This is a genomic window from Mechercharimyces mesophilus (genome assembly GCF_059818345.1).
The window spans coordinates 202,215-218,402 of record NZ_JCBAPH010000003.1 but is presented as its reverse complement, the minus strand read 5'-3'; the positions used below and the strand labels follow the sequence as shown (position 1 = coordinate 218,402).

The following is a 16,188-nucleotide window of genomic DNA, read 5'->3' as shown; positions in this document are numbered from 1 at the left end:
GTCGAATAAATAAACCGATGGCTCTTCTTTTGCTGTCCAGCACCCCCTGAGAGAAAGAAAGAGAAAACGTTCTGGCCAAAGACCACCTCAGCGTTGAGCGACAGGTTTGATGGATTCTATCACTTATTGAAACCTCTCTTCAAACGCTTGCAAACTCCCATGAAACACATTCTTATCTACATACATATCAATGCCACTTACTCTTCCGCGATTGCTATATTGCCAAATAAGCCATTCTTGATCACCAAAAGTAGGGAACTTCTGTACATCCCGCAACCAAAATTCCCACTCTTCCGCCTCGTCTTCTAAGTACGTCTCATATGTATCATAGGTCACATACATGATGGGCTTCTTTCCATAGTGGGCTTCTAATGTATCTGACATCGCACGTAATTCCTTGCGAACCAACTTCGGATCATGATCCAAATGAATCTCCAAATCGATAACGGGTGGCAATCGCTTCTCTTCTTTCGGTACAATTTTTATAAAATGCTCCGCTTGCTGAACACCCGAACTTCTCATGGAGAAAAAGTGATAAGCCCCAGTACGAAATCCTTCTTTATCAGCTTCTTCCCAATTGGTCGCAAATTGCGGATCGATGAAATCATGCCCTTCCGTCGCTTTCATATAGACAAAAGGAAAGTTATTCTCTTCCGCTACGACTTCCCAATCGATTTCTCCTTGATGATGGGAAACATCCAATCCCTCTACTTCATACGACCATGTAAACAATTCATTGTGCCAAATATATCCTTTATACTCCAGAAAACCGAGTAGGAGGAGCACAGCTCCGAATAGCCCTCCATAAATCAACCAATTTTTCCGCATTGAAATCTCCTTTCCCACCCCAAGATGCCATAACAAAGCGAAGCAACAGCCACTAGGAGCTTTTGCTTCGCTTTTCTTTTTAAATGGACTTCTCTCTTCAGCAATATTTGTCGTATGCAGCTGTAAGATCTCCAGCAATCGCTTCCAGATCGCGATTCTCAATCTCAGGACGATGAATCATATGGACCAGCTCTCCATCCTTCATTAAAACAAACGAAGGCGAGGAAGGAGGCATTCCCACAAAATATTCCCTTGCTTTCGCTGTCGCCTCTTTATCTTGGCCAGCAAAGACCGTAAACAAGTGATCGGGTGTCTTCTCCTGTTTAAGTGAATGAGCAACAGCTGGACGAGCAAGACCAGCAGCACATCCACAGACGGAATTGACCACGATCAGTGCAGTTCCTTTGGCTCCTGCACCTTCCAGAGCCGCCGTCACTTCTTCTGCTGTCGTTAATTCTTCAAAACCGATCTGGGTTAATTCATCCCGCATCGGTTGAACCATCATCTGCATTTGTTGAATGTAAAAGTTTTGGGCCATCTTTATCCCCTCCTTCCCCTCTATTGTATCCATTTGTCTGCCAATCGTCTACAATCTTCATCTTGAAGAAGTTATTCTGTTATCAGCGGTTGACACTTTATAAATCCGGATGCCCTCGTCAGAGACGACCCCACTTCTCTTATCGCTTTGCCATCTTCTCCATTCGATGAGCGGCTTCTCTCACTTCACCAGCAATCTCCTTCATCCGATCTATCGTTAGTCGGCTGATCGGCCCAGAAACAGCGAGCGCCACTACAATGGTTCCCGCCCGGTTCAAGATAGGGACGGCAATAGCAGAAGCTCCCGCCTCCCGTTCTGCCAAGCTGGTTGCATACCCGCTTTTTCGGATATCCTTTAACTGAAGAGTAAATTGCGCTCGCTCTTCTTCTGACCAATCCATTCGCTCCATGAGCATGCTTTGTGTTGCTTCGTCGGAATAAGCCAATAAGATCTTGCTGGAAGCCCCCACGGAAAGTGGCATTCGCTCTCCAACCGGAGCCACCCGCCGAATGGTTTGTCTACTTTCTACCGCTTGCACACGGATACGTTCAACCCCATCCCGTACATAAAGACTGACGGTTTCATCCAACGTATCCCGTAAACGTTCCATTTCGGGTAAGAATAAAACGGCTGGATCGTGCGCCTGTGTGAGATTGGAAGAGAGTTCCCATAGTCGAAACCCTAACCGGTATTTTTCACTATCAGGGTTACGAAGCAAAAACCCCTTCTTTTCCAAGGTCGTCAATAAGCGATAAACCGTGCTCTTATTTAATTGAGTCGCTTTTGCTATCGCAGTCAAACTTAATTCCGACTCATCAATAAAACAACACAAGATATCTAATGCACGCTCGGCCGCACGAACCGTTAACTTTTGATCGTCCGTCAAGGGATCCCCTCCTTGTGTGTTTCACTCTATGAAACCCATTTCCCACTATCATTATACTCCCCTTACCCCATTTATAAAAGGGGGTACACACAAAAATGATAATCATTCTCAATGATTTCAAGCCTCTTTATCATGAAAAAATCGAGTGAATCGGCAAAAAGGGCTATACAAAATGAAATCACAGCGATATAATATTACTGGAAAAGAAACTTCGTTTCATCAGATGAAACAATGTGGAACGATCGTACGAATTCATTATAAGGAGGACTCTCCCATGAAAGACGCTTATGGCATTCGCTCATCAATGGAAGTAGGCGGAAAGAAGTACGCATATTACAGCCTTCCAGAGCTTGAAAAACAAGGAGTAAGCAACGTCTCTGCTCTCCCGTACTCCATTCGGGTACTATTAGAGGCTGCTATCCGTCAGTATGATGGTAGTACAGTAACCAAAGAACATATCGCTCGGCTCCTCAACTGGGCAGATTCAGACGATAAAAAAGAAGTTGCTTTTAAACCAGCACGGATTGTCCTACAAGACTTTACTGGTGTTCCAGCGGTTGTTGATTTAGCCGCTCTCCGTTCCGCTATGGAACGCGTCGGCGGGAACCCTGAACGCATCAATCCACTCATCCCTGTCGATCTCGTCATCGACCACTCCGTCATGGTAGATCGCTTCGGTACGGAAGATGCTCTTGAGTACAACATGAACATCGAATTTGAACGGAATGCCGAGCGCTACCGTTTGCTAAGATGGGCAAAAGAAGCCTTCAACAACTTTCGTGCTGTTCCTCCAGCAACCGGAATTGTCCACCAAGTAAACTTGGAATACTTAGCCTCCGTGGCAGCCACGCGTGAAGTAGATGGCGAAGTAGAAGTCTTCCCAGATTCGCTTGTCGGGACCGACTCCCATACCACCATGATCAATGGTCTCGGTGTCGTCGGTTGGGGTGTTGGTGGAATTGAAGCAGAAGCAGGTATGCTAGGTCAACCACTCTACTTCCTCACTCCGGAAGTCATCGGCTTTAAGTTGACCGGAGAATTGGCAGAAGGTGCGACCGCTACCGACTTGGCTCTCACCGTCACCGAAAAACTACGGCAAAAAGGCGTTGTTGGGAAGTTTGTGGAATTCTACGGTCCAGGACTACAAAACTTAACCTTGGCCGACCGCGCTACCGTCTCCAACATGTCACCTGAGTACGGTGCCACCATCGGCTTCTTCCCTGTCGACGAAGAATCTCTCAACTACTTGCGCACCACTGGGCGCGATGAAGAGCAAATTCAACTGATCAAATCGTATTACGAAACACAAGGAATGTTCCATACACCCGACGCGAAGGAACCTACCTTCACCGATACGGTTGAGTTAGACTTAGGCGCTGTCACCCCAAGCTTGGCGGGACCACGTCGTCCGCAAGACCGGATTGAACTGACTCACATGAAAGAACAATGGAACGAAACCCTACGCAAACCGGTAAGTGAAGGTGGATTCGAACTATCTGAAGAGCAGATTTCCAAAACTTCCACCGAAACCAACCGTGATGGGGAAGAATACGAGCTAAAGAATGGCTCTGTTGTCATCGCCGCTATTACTAGCTGTACTAATACTTCCAACCCATCCGTCATGTTGGGAGCAGGACTCGTGGCGAAAAAAGCGATCGAAAAAGGCTTGAAGCGTGCTCCTTATGTAAAATCAAGCTTAACCCCTGGTTCCAAAGTCGTTACCGACTACCTTGAAAAATCAGGTTGCATGGATGCACTTGAAGAACTCGGTTTCAACCTTGCCGGTTATGGTTGTGCTACCTGTATCGGAAACAGTGGACCACTACCAGACGATGTTAGCCGCGCCATCAATGAAAATGACCTAACTGTTGCATCCGTGTTAAGTGGTAACCGGAACTTCGAAGGACGCATTCATCCCGAAGTGAAGGCAAACTACCTCGCGTCTCCACCATTGGTTGTCATTTACGCCCTGGCGGGAACCGTCGATATCGATCTTGAAAAAGATCCAGTCGGCTATGACCAAAATGATCAACCCGTCTACTTTAAGGACCTGTGGCCATCCAGCCAGGAAGTTAAAGAAACGATGGAAGCAGCGATTAGTGCGGAACAATTTAAAGAGCAATATGCACGCGTTTTTGATGAAAACGAACGATGGAATAAAATGGAGACTCCAACCGGTACCATGTACGATTGGGATGAAACCTCCACCTATATCCATGAACCACCATTCTTTGTAGATATGTCTCCAGAAGTAGAAAAGGTGAAAGAGATCAAAGGTGCTCGTCCACTAGCGATGCTGGCAGACTCGGTTACAACCGACCACATCTCACCCGCAGGTGCGATTGCCAAGCACAGCCCAGCTGGCCAATTCCTGCTGGAGCGCGGTGTGGAACAAAAAGACTTCAACTCCTACGGCTCACGGCGCGGAAATGACCTTGTCATGACTCGTGGAACCTTCGCTAACATTCGCATCCGTAACCAGATGGTTCCAGGAACCGAAGGTGGCGTAACCAAACACATCCCAAGTGGCGACACCATGTCTATCTTTGATGCAGCAGAAAAATACAAAGAAGAAAATACACCACTCGTTGTGCTTGCGGGTAAAGAGTACGGAACCGGAAGCTCCCGTGACTGGGCAGCCAAAGGAACCCTTTTACTCGGTGTACGCGCGGTCATCGCCGAAAGCTATGAGCGGATTCACCGTAGCAACTTGGTTGGGATGGGTGTTCTCCCACTACAGTTTGCCAACGGTGAAAGCTGGAAATCACTTGGCCTCAATGGCGAAGAGACCTATGATATCATTGGCTTAGATGATAACATCCAACCACAACAAACATTGAAAGTACGCGCAACTCGAGACGGGAAGGACACGGAATTTGATGTTATTCTTCGCTTGGATAGCCAAGTGGACATCGAATACTACCGTAACGGTGGTATCCTACAAACCGTCTTGCGCCAGATCCTTAATGAGTCGAAAGAAGCGTAAGCCATCATGAAGATTCACCGACTTCATCACGCTCAGATCACAATCCCGAAGGGAAGCGAATCGGAGGGAAAGCACTTCTATTGTGAAGTGCTTGGCCTTCCGGAGGTTCCCAAGCCCACCTCACTCACCGGACGAGGAGGCTTCTGGCTTCAATTAGGAGAAGACCAGCAACTTCATATCGGTACGGAGGAAGGCGTGGAGCGTCGCTCCACCAAAGCCCACGTTGCCTATGAGGTGGAGGACCTTGAAGCCTGGCGTCAGTACCTGACGCAACAGCAGATTAACATTCTAGAGAGTGTTCCCATCCCCGGTTACACCCGCTTTGAATTTCGCGATCCCTTCGGCAACCGCTTGGAAATGATCCAGCCGTTATAAGTCAAGCAGGTGAATAATATGAAAAAGCCAGTTCCACTTTATAAGAGTGGTACTGGCTTTTCTTTTAATGTAATTCTCTTTCACCAGGTGAGAAGGTCTGCATCGTCTTATACCACGATGCTACCGTACCATCAGGTACACTAGCACTTAAAAGCTTTCGTTTTCCAATGCGTCTACACGAACCCGATTCCATCAACAACAGATTCTCTGCACATTCGGCAAAGAAAAAGTCATTGGTTGCCATCAAAGTGATCCTTCCTTTTGCTTCACACTTGTTCAGCTCTTCCCACAAGAGCTGACGTCCAACCTCATCAAGATCTTGAGTAGGCTCGTCCAATACCCAAATCAGCGGGTCTATCAACAAACTTTGCATCAGTCGATACCGTGCCAACTCTCCCTTACTTAAGTCGACTAAGAGATGATGACGTTTGCCTCCCAATCCCCAACGCGCCATCATCTCCATCACTCTTGCTTTCGCACCCGGTACGCGACGACGTTGTGCCAGGTAGTGCATCGCTTCTTCCAGAGTAATGCCTCCTTCAAAGCGAACACCTTGAGAAACGTAACCAATTCGTCCACGTAGCACCTCGAGGTTGCTCGATCCATTAATAGCATGAGAGCGAGACCAAGCACACATCTCTCCCTCATTTGTTTGTATCATCATACGTCCATCATCTGGAGCCATGCGAGTGGCAGTCAGCCGTAGCAATGTGCTCTTGCCTGCTCCTTTCGGGCCCAAGACCACTGTTGTTCCTTCCCGAATAGAAGACGTAAAATCCAACAAACCGATCGCTTGGATTGTACGTTGCGAATGGCTTCCTTTTATTTTTCTGTTTTTTTCGTCCAGTTTATATATTTTATTAATATGTAACCAATCGATTCGCAAGCACCATCCCCCACTTTCCCCTTCTATCTCTCTATCTTTCTATCTATCTCCAATCCGTTGATTCTCAATCCCATTATTATACGAAAAAATTAATTGTCAGGTAAAGTGCTTCCAAAATAAAGATTCTCACTTTTCACTTTATCCTATAGCATCTCCCTTGTCAAACCTCTCTATTCCTTTCATAAATCATTCTTTCACTCTCTAAAATCAACCTCCTTCCTTTTACTTATTCATCTACCTATGGTCCCTATTACGACTGATAGGTAGCTTCTTCTCGTAATCGATCCACATCAAGGATACGAATCGTCCCCCGCCCCGTAGCAATCCATTGTTGTTCTTTATAATGCTTCAACAATCGCGTGACGCTTTCTCTCGATACGCCCGCCACATCTGCGATATCTTGATGGGTAATCGGGAGCGTCATGTGTTCATCCATTCCCTCTTGATTTTGATCAGGTACGAATTGAAGCAAACACATCAACAAACGGTACGCACTATTGTGGTGAGATTGATCACGCAATGCCCGTTGCAGATGACGAATTTTCTTCCCCATCACACGCATCACCTTTATGGCCATCATGGGAGAGCGCAGGAGAAGTTGTTCAAATTCCTTCATGGGAATAACAAATACTTGGCTTGTTTTCAGTGCCATCGCCGTTCCTGGATAGGGAGAAGAATCAAAGAAACCAATGTGGGGAAACATCTCTTTTTCTACAATAAAGGACATCACTTGTTCATGACCGTTAGGGTCTGTCTTATACGCCTTAATGAGTCCGTGTTGCAAAAAATAGATAAAAGATCTTTCTTCCCCTTCATGAAAAAGTACCTCCCGCTTGTGAACCCGTTGTACACTTGCTAATTCCGCTAACGAGGACGCTTCACTTTCCGTCAGAGTTTCAAAGAAAGGGAGGGAACGAAGAAGGGGGATCATTGGGTGGTTTGAGGACAAAATGGATCACCTTTTTACTTTTTACTTTTTACTTGCCAAGCCTACAAAAAGGCATTGGCTTATGTTTTCTTCATCTCTGTGCGCCGTCGATATCCTGATAAGAAAGAAAGGATCGTATGCATGGTTGTTTTTACCGACAATTGTCCCACGTCGCGAAACGGATCCACACAAACAAGATCCAAAGCTTGCACTCGCTCCTCTAATCCCAACGAATATACCGCTTCAAATAGATCCCAAGAGACCATTCCTCCTGGAGAAGGACCCGGAGAACCTGGCATAAAAGAAAGATCGAGAACATCCATATCAACGGTTACATAGATGAGATCTACCTTTTGTTTCAATTCTTCAATCACGTTAGATAAAACAGTCTGTAAGCCTCTTTTGCGTATTTGATTCATTGTATAAAAAGTAATTTCTTGTTCCGTTACATAATCCTTATAAGCGGCAGAGTTAGCAAAGCTATGAATTCCTAATTGATAAATATGCTTTCCTTCAATTGCACGATCTTCTATTAGTCCCCGAATTGGAGTACCATTGCTTGGACCTTGATCAAGTACTCGAACATCAAAGTGAGTGTCAAACTGAATCAACCCAATTTTTTTACCAGTATGGTGTCGCGAAAATGCCTTCAATGAAGGACGCGTGATCGAATGGTCTCCTCCCATCATGATAGGTAAAAAAGATGGAAAAGATTGTGTCCGTGTATATAACTCCACTAATCCCTCTTCAATATTTTCATGGCACTTCTCAATATCGGTTGTATGCATGCGGACATCGCCAATATCTCTCACCACGAGTGAGGATAAGTCCACATCATGATCCACATCGTAAGTAGCAAAGGATTTCCAGCTCGCCCGTAGCGCATTGGGTGTTTCGCTGGCGGCGGACGCACTAATGGACGAGCGAGATAAAGGTAAGCCGATCAAACCGACATCCATCATCTCTTGACCGTTCCAGGGTTCAATCCACTCACTCACTTTGTGGTCCAAGCGATCACCACTGGCTCGATTCATCAATGTGGGGGGCAAAATATACGTAAATGGTTCATTCATATTAGTAGTGGGCCTCCTTCCAATCACCTTTAAGTTAATTTTACAATTTTCGCTTGTTTCTCCGGGGTGGGTTTCTACGTGCCAACATCGTTTCAATCTCTCTCATCGCGGCGTCTACTTTACGCTTACGACTCTCAACACCTGGTCCAGAGTCAGCCTTGAGCATGGCATCCTCACAGGGATGCGGTTTTTCATCCTCGTATAAACGACGACGTAGCCCTTGAAGCTTCACTTTCTCTTCAATATATGCTTCCCATTCTCTATTTCGCAACTTCACTGGCTATCCCTCCTTTAGCCAACTCCCCCTATTTATCTATTCGTAATAGGTTCTTCTTTTCAGACCAAAGGATCTTACTTTATACATCAGAGGAGGCCTGTATCAGGCCTCCGTTTCTTTTATTATACACGTTGTCCACCTTGAATGAACACCTGTCCATTTTTTATTACGGTATCCACCAAATTTACACCAAAATTATATTGTAAATAGGGATAGTTAGGAGCATCCATGATCAACAGGTCTGCTTGTTTTCCCACTTCTAAACTCCCCAGTTGATTTCCCTTTCCAATCGCATGCGCTGCATTAATGGTAGCCGCCGAAATAACTTCCGCAGGCGTCATTTTCATGTTGAGACAAGCCAAATTCATAATGGTCCACAGAGATTCAGTCGGAGAGGAGCCCGGATTACGGTCTGTGGATAAAGCAACAGGGACACCTGCCTCAATCATATCCCGTGCCCGCGCGTATTCGGCCATGAGGAAAAAGGCTGTACCTGGTAGTAGAACGCCGATAACCCCTGCATCTGCCATGGCACGTATGCCCTCATCCGAACTGCGGAGCAAGTGATCTGCGGAGATGGCTCCTACACGGGCAGCTAACTCCGCTCCACCGAGAGGAACAATTTCATCCGCATGAATCTTCGGGATCAAGCCGTATTGTTTACCAGCCTCTAAAATTCGCTCCGACTGGTCGACGGTGAAAACCCCTTCTTCGCAGAACACATCGCAGAAGGTTGCCAGTTTTTCCTCTGCTACTTGAGGTAACATCTCTTGGATGACCCGCTCGACGTACTGTTCTGGTTGGGCTTTGTATTCAGGAGGAATGGCATGCGCACCCATAAAAGTGGATACGACATCCACAGGATGCTCCTCATTCAATTTCTTGGCTACCCGCAATTGTTTTTGTTCGTCTTGCAGGGTCAGACCGTACCCGCTTTTCGCCTCAACCGTAGTCACACCATGCTTGAGAAACTGATTCAAGCGTTTTGTCGCTTGTTCCACCAACTCCTCTTCTGAGGATTCTCGCGTCATACGAGTGGTTGCCAGAATCCCACCACCCGCTTCTAAAATGTCGAGGTACTTCGCTCCGTTGAGCCGCATTTCCAACTCATACTCCCTTGTCCCACCAAAAACGAGATGGGTATGGGGATCAACCAAGCCAGGCATCACCAGTCGTCCATTCGCATCCAAATGCTGAACATCCCCGGCCGTCTTCCAACCTGGACCCCACTTTTCCTTCAGTTGCGCCTCCACTTCTTCGCCTGTTCCGACCGCCATGATTTTTCCCTCTTCGATAGCGACACTACCATTTTCTATTAGACCAAGCTCATTCATCTCTTCCTTGGTTTTCGGTGCCTCGCTCGCACCAGCTATAGTAAGAAGCTGTCCCGCATTTGTTACAATTAATCGCTTCATTTAACTACACAATCTCCCTTCAATCTAGCTAGAAACTTCGCCAAAGCTACTTCTTAGCTAATGGAATATGAACTCCTTTTTCTTCTGCCACTCTCTCTGCTAATTCATACCCTGCATCTACATGGCGAACGATGCCCATTCCGGGATCCGAAGTAAGTACACGCTCCAAGCGCTCGCCTGCCTCTTTGGTTCCATCGGCCACAATCACCATGCCGGCATGTATCGAATAACCCATTCCAACTCCGCCACCGTGATGAACCGATACCCAGCTAGCTCCATTCACCGCGTTAATCATCGCATTAAGGATGGGCCAGTCTGCCACGGCATCGCTTCCATCTTTCATTCCCTCTGTTTCACGATTGGGAGAAGCAACCGAGCCACAGTCCAAATGATCGCGTCCAATCACGATGGGGGCAGAAAGCTCTCCCTTCGCCACCATTTCATTAATAATCCGTCCAAATTTCGCCCTTTCCCCGTAGCCCAACCAACAAATACGGGACGGTAGGCCCTGAAATTGCACTTGTTCACGCGCCATTTTGATCCAACGCGTGAGGTGCTTATTGTCAGCAAACTCCCGCAAAATCACTTCATCTGTCTTATAGATATCTTCTGGGTCACCAGAGAGGGCCACCCAGCGGAAGGGACCTTTACCCTCGCAAAACTGTGGACGAATAAAGGCAGGAACAAATCCTGGGAAAGCAAATGCCTCTTTAATCCCTTCTTCAAAAGCAACTTGACGAATATTATTCCCATAATCAAACGTCACTGCACCCTGCTCCTGCATAGCCAACATCGCTTCAACATGTTTTGCCATACTCGCCTTCGCCTGCTGCATATAAGTATCTGGATCATTTTCACGCAGGGCTTTCCCTTCCTCTAGCGAAAAGCCCAGCGGAAGATATCCATGGAGTGGATCATGCGCAGACGTCTGATCGGTTACCAAGTCGGGAATTTCGCCTTGCCGTACCATCTCCGGCAATACATCTGCCGCGTTGCCCAAAAGAGCAATGGAACGCGCTTCCCCTTTTTCTTTGGCTTCTTTAGCCATTTTTAGGGCTTCTGCTAGAGAGTCTGTTTGTACATCCACATAACGGGTATCGATGCGACGTTGAATTCGCGTCGGATCGCATTCCACTGCGATTACAACCCCATCGTTCATCGTTACCGCTAGTGGTTGTGCTCCCCCCATGCCACCTAAGCCTGCCGTTACGGTTATTGTCCCTTTTAGAGAACCTCCAAAATGTTGACGAGCTGCTTCCCCGAAGGTTTCGTACGTACCTTGTAAGATTCCTTGAGTCCCGATATAGATCCAGCTACCCGCTGTCATTTGCCCGTACATCATCAGCCCTTTCTGTTCCAGCTCACGGAACGTTTCCCAGTTGGCCCATTTGGGCACCAATAGCGAATTAGCCAAGAGCACCCGCGGAGCATCTTTGTGGGAACGGAAAACAGCAACCGGCTTACCTGACTGCACCAATAAGGTTTCATCATTCTCCAGATTCTTCAACGTTTCCACTATGGCATCAAAGCTCTCCCAATTGCGTGCCGCCTTGCCAATCCCTCCGTACACCACCAGATCCTCCGGACGTTCTGCTACTTCTGGATCTAGGTTATTCATGAGCATGCGCAAAGCCGCTTCTTGTACCCACCCCTTACACTCTTTCTCTGTCCCTCTTTGTGCGCGAATGACGCGCGATGATGATGTACTCATCACATCCCTCTTTTCTCCGAGATAGGTTCTCTTTCTTCCTTCTTTCTTAGCGTAACGGAGCCACTTCTCGCATTCAAGCACTGACATTAAGACTTTAAAGCGATGAAAAAAAGAGCCCCGCTTCAGTCGGGCTCTCTTCTTACCTTCATCAATATCCAGTTATCACATCACCAATCCAGCGCTTTTTCAATTGAAAAGGCCCTTCAAGGTAAAGTTGCCATCCAATTTCAAACGTCAATCCAGGGAATATAAATGGAAAAAGAAAGATAAACATCGCAATTGGGGCAATCACTTTACTTAACCACTCTTGTTTTCTCACCCCTATAAAGGCAGAAACAGTCGTTATCATAAAAAGCAGTAACCACCCAAAGTCAATGAGCCGGAACTTAAATGAATCATAATCCGAGGGCGTGGTCATATGTGGTGTTGGATTTAATGCCAGAATGGATACGCATATCCCTAAAAAAAATAATAGCAGCGTCGTTATGCTCCACTTACCCAGTATCATCACCTACTTCGATTAAAGTTAGATAGATTAAAGCATGATATATTTTCCATAAAACAATCTATTCCTACTTTTCGTTTTTGTCCGAACGCGAGCGATAATCGTTATTATATCGAATCCAACGCTTGATTGCAAAATCAATAAAAAAAATGAGTCCCACAATCAATGCTAAAGCTAAAATGAGTCCCGGTACGCCAATTTGCGCCATATTTATCCTTCCTCCCTTCCAAAAAAACCTCCCCTCATCACCATTCTCTTTTCTATATAGGAATTCCTGTTGCCAAACCCTCTTTCTCTTTTAAGTAGATCACTTTCCCTTCCTGCGCTTCTCTCGCCTACCTAGTATCCAATGTTGTCAGTATTCCATTCGTAGATCGACCACTTCTTCCCTGTCTACGATTACTCTCCTTACTCCCTCCACTCTACCAAACGAGGGTTCTCATCCAAGATAGATTGATACTTCGCAAGGCTGCCATATTTCCCTCCTGGGTCCAATTCCATGTACCGGAGGTACTTCTGATGCCGCTCCTCGCGATCTCCAGCCCAGCCATAATGCTTGACACGTAGCTCTGTCACTTTTCCAGGAAGCTTCTGATAGATCACTGGTATTTTAGGAACGTGGTGATTCTGCTGTGGAAAGCCATAAGGAAGTCCTACGATGTTGCGAGCGAGCGTCACTTTGACATGAGGAGAGGGCCAAAGTTCGTCCTGACGATAATGCGTCGACCCATCCCATAAAGGATAAAAACGAAATCCATACCAATCATATTGATCTTGATTGATCAACGTTTTTGCTTCTTTCACCATCCGCTCCTCATACACTTCATCCGCATCCACTACCAAAAGCCAATCTGGTTGCGTCGCACAAGCGGTTTGCCAGAGGAGATTGCGCAATTTCCACTCTTCTTTAAAAAGGGACTCCTTCAGTTGTACGAGCACTTTTACTTTTTCATAGCTCTGACATAGTTTCACTGTATCATCCGTGCTCGCATCATCAACAATCACCACTTCATCCACATAGCGTGTTAAGTGGTCCAGCACCATACGCAAATACCGATTCTCCTCGTTACGCACTTGCATGATCGCCGTCAAGCGATTGTCTTCTTTTTTGCGAAAAATTTTCGGTTGGTTCTCTTTTTGCAAGGGGTACTCCTCCTTTTTTCGAAGGCAATAAACCACAACAACTCTATTTGACAACGTCCCAAAGCAACTTCTAACGAGAACAAGTAAATCGATAGCGAAAATATCAAAGAAGGTGGCGCAGGGTACGTTTGGTGCTCTTAAATAAACGGCTCACCTTTTCATCCATTTCCTCAGAGGAGAGAAAATCGTTCGACTGGACGGCTTGTTGATATAGCTGGTATAACTGATGGATTTCAGTATCCAACTGACCCACTTTCCTCCATTGCTGGCGTCCATGCTTATGGTGATGCAAACGATGGTCGATCATTTCGTGGAGCCGCTCCTTAAGCTCCTCTTCTTTCAACTCCGAATGCAGAGAAAAGAATTGTTGGATCGTGAGTAACTGCTGGTAAGGATGTTCAATAAAGTGGTCATAGTCGATCACCATCCGCTTCTCCCCCATCGTCATATACAAATCTAATAATGCATGAACCTGCCAATACATGAGAACCCCCGCCTCTGTTCCTCCCCAAGACTGCAACATGGATAAAGCCACATCCACAGGGTTCCGTACAACAATAAGATAAACGAGTTGAAAGTCCAGTTCTTCTGCTATCTCGCGCCACATTTCCAGATACTCCGATGTTCTAGGATCTTTCCACCCCCACCACTCTTCCTGAGCAAAGGTTGTGTCCACATACTCCTTCATCTTTTTTTTCATTAATTGAGCATAAGGAAGCTGTAACCAATTTGGATTCGTCAAAGGAAGGGGAGAGCCTAACCGCTCTCGAATGCTCTGCTGATAACGATTGATCGTTTGATCTTCCCAATACCCTGTCTGGTTATTTTGATCCGCTGGTAGCAGGTTTTTCCCCAGTTCCACTCCTAGCAAGGGAAGGGTCTGCGCGACGATGGAGGTTCCACTTCGTCCCGTTCCCAGAACACATAGCGCGGTTTTCTTTTTCATGAACACTCACCTTTTTCTTCTCGTGCCCTCTCAACAAACATCCACCAAGGGCTTCTTTGTTCACGCCAATGCAAGGTCTTCGTTTTCCGAAAGGGCACTAGTCACCCACCTCTCTATCAAGCATGTGAACAGGGCTGTGTGTGGAAGGATAGAAGTCGATTCATCTATATCGTATCGATTGTATATAAAGAACAGCTTTCATTAGGAATATATGCAACGAAGAGCAAAACATAACGACCCATGCTGAAATTAAGCAAGTGAGGGTCCTGCTTATGAATAGGAAAACAGCTAACAGGCTCGATGGATTAAAAAAAGAGCCGTGAGAGGTCTAAAACTCCCCTACGGCCCTTTTTATCGTAAGTAACCTAACAGAATACTCTCACGTGTCTCCATAGAAAACACTCATGGTCTACTCCACACACCCCGGATGAAAGCAGTTAACATGGGAGCATGTTCTCTCGCGCCAGGTTGATGGGCGACGACATCTCCTATCGTTGCCTGATCCACAGCTCAGAGTCTCACAAAGAGAAACCTCTCGCCCATCTTCCAATCACTCTTAGGGTGAGCTTGCCTATAAAGATAGAATAGCCCGTCCACGAACCTTGCCTGCGAGGATTTTCTCCAGAGAAGCCGGTAGCTGCTCTAGCGTTACTTCATAACCTATCCGTTCCTCTACCTTGTCGATTTTCATATCTGTCGCCAACCGCTGCCACACCTGTTCGCGATACGCTTGTGTGATATGGGCCGTGTCAATTCCCAGAATATTAATCCCTCGTAAGATAAATGGATAGACCGTTGTCGAGAAGGAGTGGCCTCCTGTCAGCCCACTTACCGCAACCGACCCAGAAAAATCCAAAGTACGCGTTAGATAGGCAAGTGAACTTCCTCCCACTGGATCCACTCCTCCCGCCCACTTTCGCTTTAAAAGAGGCCGTTTAGACGAAGCATCTTCACTGCTATCCAAACGTCCGATTACTTCTTGTGCTCCTAAGTCACGCAAATAAGCATGTTCATCTTCTTTTCCTGTACTGGCGATCACCTCGTATCCACGACCCGCTAACATCGCAATCGCGGTACTACCAACCCCCCCTGTGGCTCCTGTCACAAGGACCGGTCCTTTCTCTGGTTGAAGTCCATTCTCTTCCAGTCGTTGAATGGACATGGCTGCTGTAAAACCAGCCGTTCCTAGCGCCATTGCGCCTTTTAAAGATAATCCATCTGGCAGTGGAATCACCCAATCGCCAGGCACCCGAGCCACTTCACTAAATCCACCTGTATGGGACACTCCTAGCGATCCGTGTCCAGCTATCACTTCATCCCCAATAGCAAAACGTTCATCTTGGGATTCCAATACCTTCCCCGCTAAATCAATTCCTGGAATCATCGGATACTTCTCTAGAATACGTCCATCTGGAATACTAGCTAATCCATCTTTAAAATTAATACTAGAATAATGTACTTCGATCATTACTTCCCCTGGATCCAAATTTTCCATGGTTATCGATTGCAATCCACTCTTAAAAGTCGAGTCGGTTTTATTTACAACATAAGCTTGAAAAGTAGTTGTCATCATATAGACTCCTTTCAGCGCTCTTCATTCATATTTTTTCTAGTACTAAAAACCCTCTTATGCTATAAACAAACGATTCTCTCCTGAAACCCGTTTCATCAATGGTCCTCCCTATGCGATT

Annotated in this window: 16 protein-coding genes; 2 read left to right on the top strand and 14 right to left on the bottom strand. The window is 46.4% G+C overall.

Annotation, left to right across the window (positions count from 1 at the left end):
• Positions 1–123: 123 nt before the first annotated feature.
• From AC6RGY_RS10885 to AC6RGY_RS10875, 3 genes are all read right to left on the bottom strand, one after another.
• Positions 124–828, bottom strand: a complete 705-nt coding sequence (locus AC6RGY_RS10885; RefSeq protein WP_499862895.1) for a GH25 family lysozyme — start codon at positions 826–828, stop codon at positions 124–126.
• A gap of 97 nt (positions 829–925) precedes the next feature.
• Positions 926–1,366, bottom strand: a complete 441-nt coding sequence (locus AC6RGY_RS10880) for a BrxA/BrxB family bacilliredoxin (protein WP_499862893.1) — start codon at positions 1,364–1,366, stop codon at positions 926–928.
• 139 nt (positions 1,367–1,505) lie between these two features.
• Positions 1,506–2,252: an IclR family transcriptional regulator gene (locus AC6RGY_RS10875; protein ID WP_499862891.1), complete on the bottom strand. Its 747-nt coding sequence runs from the start codon at positions 2,250–2,252 to the stop codon at positions 1,506–1,508.
• Between the two features lie 274 nt (positions 2,253–2,526).
• Between AC6RGY_RS10875 and acnA the strand changes: the two genes are divergently transcribed.
• Both acnA and AC6RGY_RS10865 read left to right on the top strand, forming a co-directional pair.
• Positions 2,527–5,238, top strand: a complete 2,712-nt coding sequence (gene acnA, locus AC6RGY_RS10870) for an aconitate hydratase AcnA (protein ID WP_499862889.1) — start codon at positions 2,527–2,529, stop codon at positions 5,236–5,238.
• Positions 5,239–5,244: 6 nt separating this feature from the next.
• The gene (locus AC6RGY_RS10865; RefSeq protein WP_499862887.1) at positions 5,245–5,613 is read left to right on the top strand and encodes a VOC family protein; all 369 of its coding nucleotides are present in this window, start codon (positions 5,245–5,247) and stop codon (positions 5,611–5,613) included.
• A 64-nt stretch (positions 5,614–5,677) separates the two neighbouring features.
• Here AC6RGY_RS10865 and AC6RGY_RS10860 read toward each other — a convergent pair whose 3' ends face one another.
• From AC6RGY_RS10860 to AC6RGY_RS10810, 11 genes are all read right to left on the bottom strand, one after another.
• Positions 5,678–6,499, bottom strand: coding sequence for an ATP-binding cassette domain-containing protein (locus AC6RGY_RS10860; protein WP_499862885.1), 822 nt, complete (start codon positions 6,497–6,499; stop codon positions 5,678–5,680).
• A 250-nt stretch (positions 6,500–6,749) separates the two neighbouring features.
• Entirely contained in the window at positions 6,750–7,448 is a 699-nt protein-coding gene (locus tag AC6RGY_RS10855; protein ID WP_499862883.1) for a Crp/Fnr family transcriptional regulator, read from the bottom strand.
• A gap of 59 nt (positions 7,449–7,507) precedes the next feature.
• Entirely contained in the window at positions 7,508–8,500 is a 993-nt protein-coding gene (locus AC6RGY_RS10850) for an agmatinase family protein (RefSeq protein WP_499862879.1), read from the bottom strand.
• Between the two features lie 40 nt (positions 8,501–8,540).
• Entirely contained in the window at positions 8,541–8,777 is a 237-nt protein-coding gene (locus tag AC6RGY_RS10845) for a hypothetical protein (RefSeq protein ID WP_499862878.1), read from the bottom strand.
• 122 nt (positions 8,778–8,899) lie between these two features.
• Positions 8,900–10,192: an imidazolonepropionase gene (gene hutI, locus AC6RGY_RS10840; protein ID WP_499862877.1), complete on the bottom strand. Its 1,293-nt coding sequence runs from the start codon at positions 10,190–10,192 to the stop codon at positions 8,900–8,902.
• A gap of 46 nt (positions 10,193–10,238) precedes the next feature.
• A complete protein-coding gene (gene hutU, locus AC6RGY_RS10835) occupies positions 10,239–11,903 on the bottom strand; it encodes a urocanate hydratase (protein ID WP_499862876.1) in 1,665 nt (554 codons plus the stop codon).
• A 148-nt stretch (positions 11,904–12,051) separates the two neighbouring features.
• Positions 12,052–12,252: a hypothetical protein gene (locus tag AC6RGY_RS10830; protein WP_499862875.1), complete on the bottom strand. Its 201-nt coding sequence runs from the start codon at positions 12,250–12,252 to the stop codon at positions 12,052–12,054.
• A gap of 223 nt (positions 12,253–12,475) precedes the next feature.
• Entirely contained in the window at positions 12,476–12,616 is a 141-nt protein-coding gene (locus AC6RGY_RS10825) for a hypothetical protein (RefSeq protein ID WP_499862874.1), read from the bottom strand.
• Positions 12,617–12,816: 200 nt separating this feature from the next.
• Positions 12,817–13,551: a glycosyltransferase gene (locus AC6RGY_RS10820; protein ID WP_499862873.1), complete on the bottom strand. Its 735-nt coding sequence runs from the start codon at positions 13,549–13,551 to the stop codon at positions 12,817–12,819.
• A 103-nt stretch (positions 13,552–13,654) separates the two neighbouring features.
• On the bottom strand, positions 13,655–14,497 hold the full coding sequence (locus AC6RGY_RS10815) for a sulfotransferase family protein (RefSeq protein ID WP_499862871.1): 843 nt from the start codon (positions 14,495–14,497) through the stop codon (positions 13,655–13,657).
• A 571-nt stretch (positions 14,498–15,068) separates the two neighbouring features.
• Positions 15,069–16,067 (bottom strand): acrylyl-CoA reductase family protein, encoded by a 999-nt coding sequence (locus AC6RGY_RS10810; RefSeq protein WP_499862869.1) that lies wholly within the window; start codon positions 16,065–16,067, stop codon positions 15,069–15,071.
• Positions 16,068–16,188: the final 121 nt, after the last annotated feature.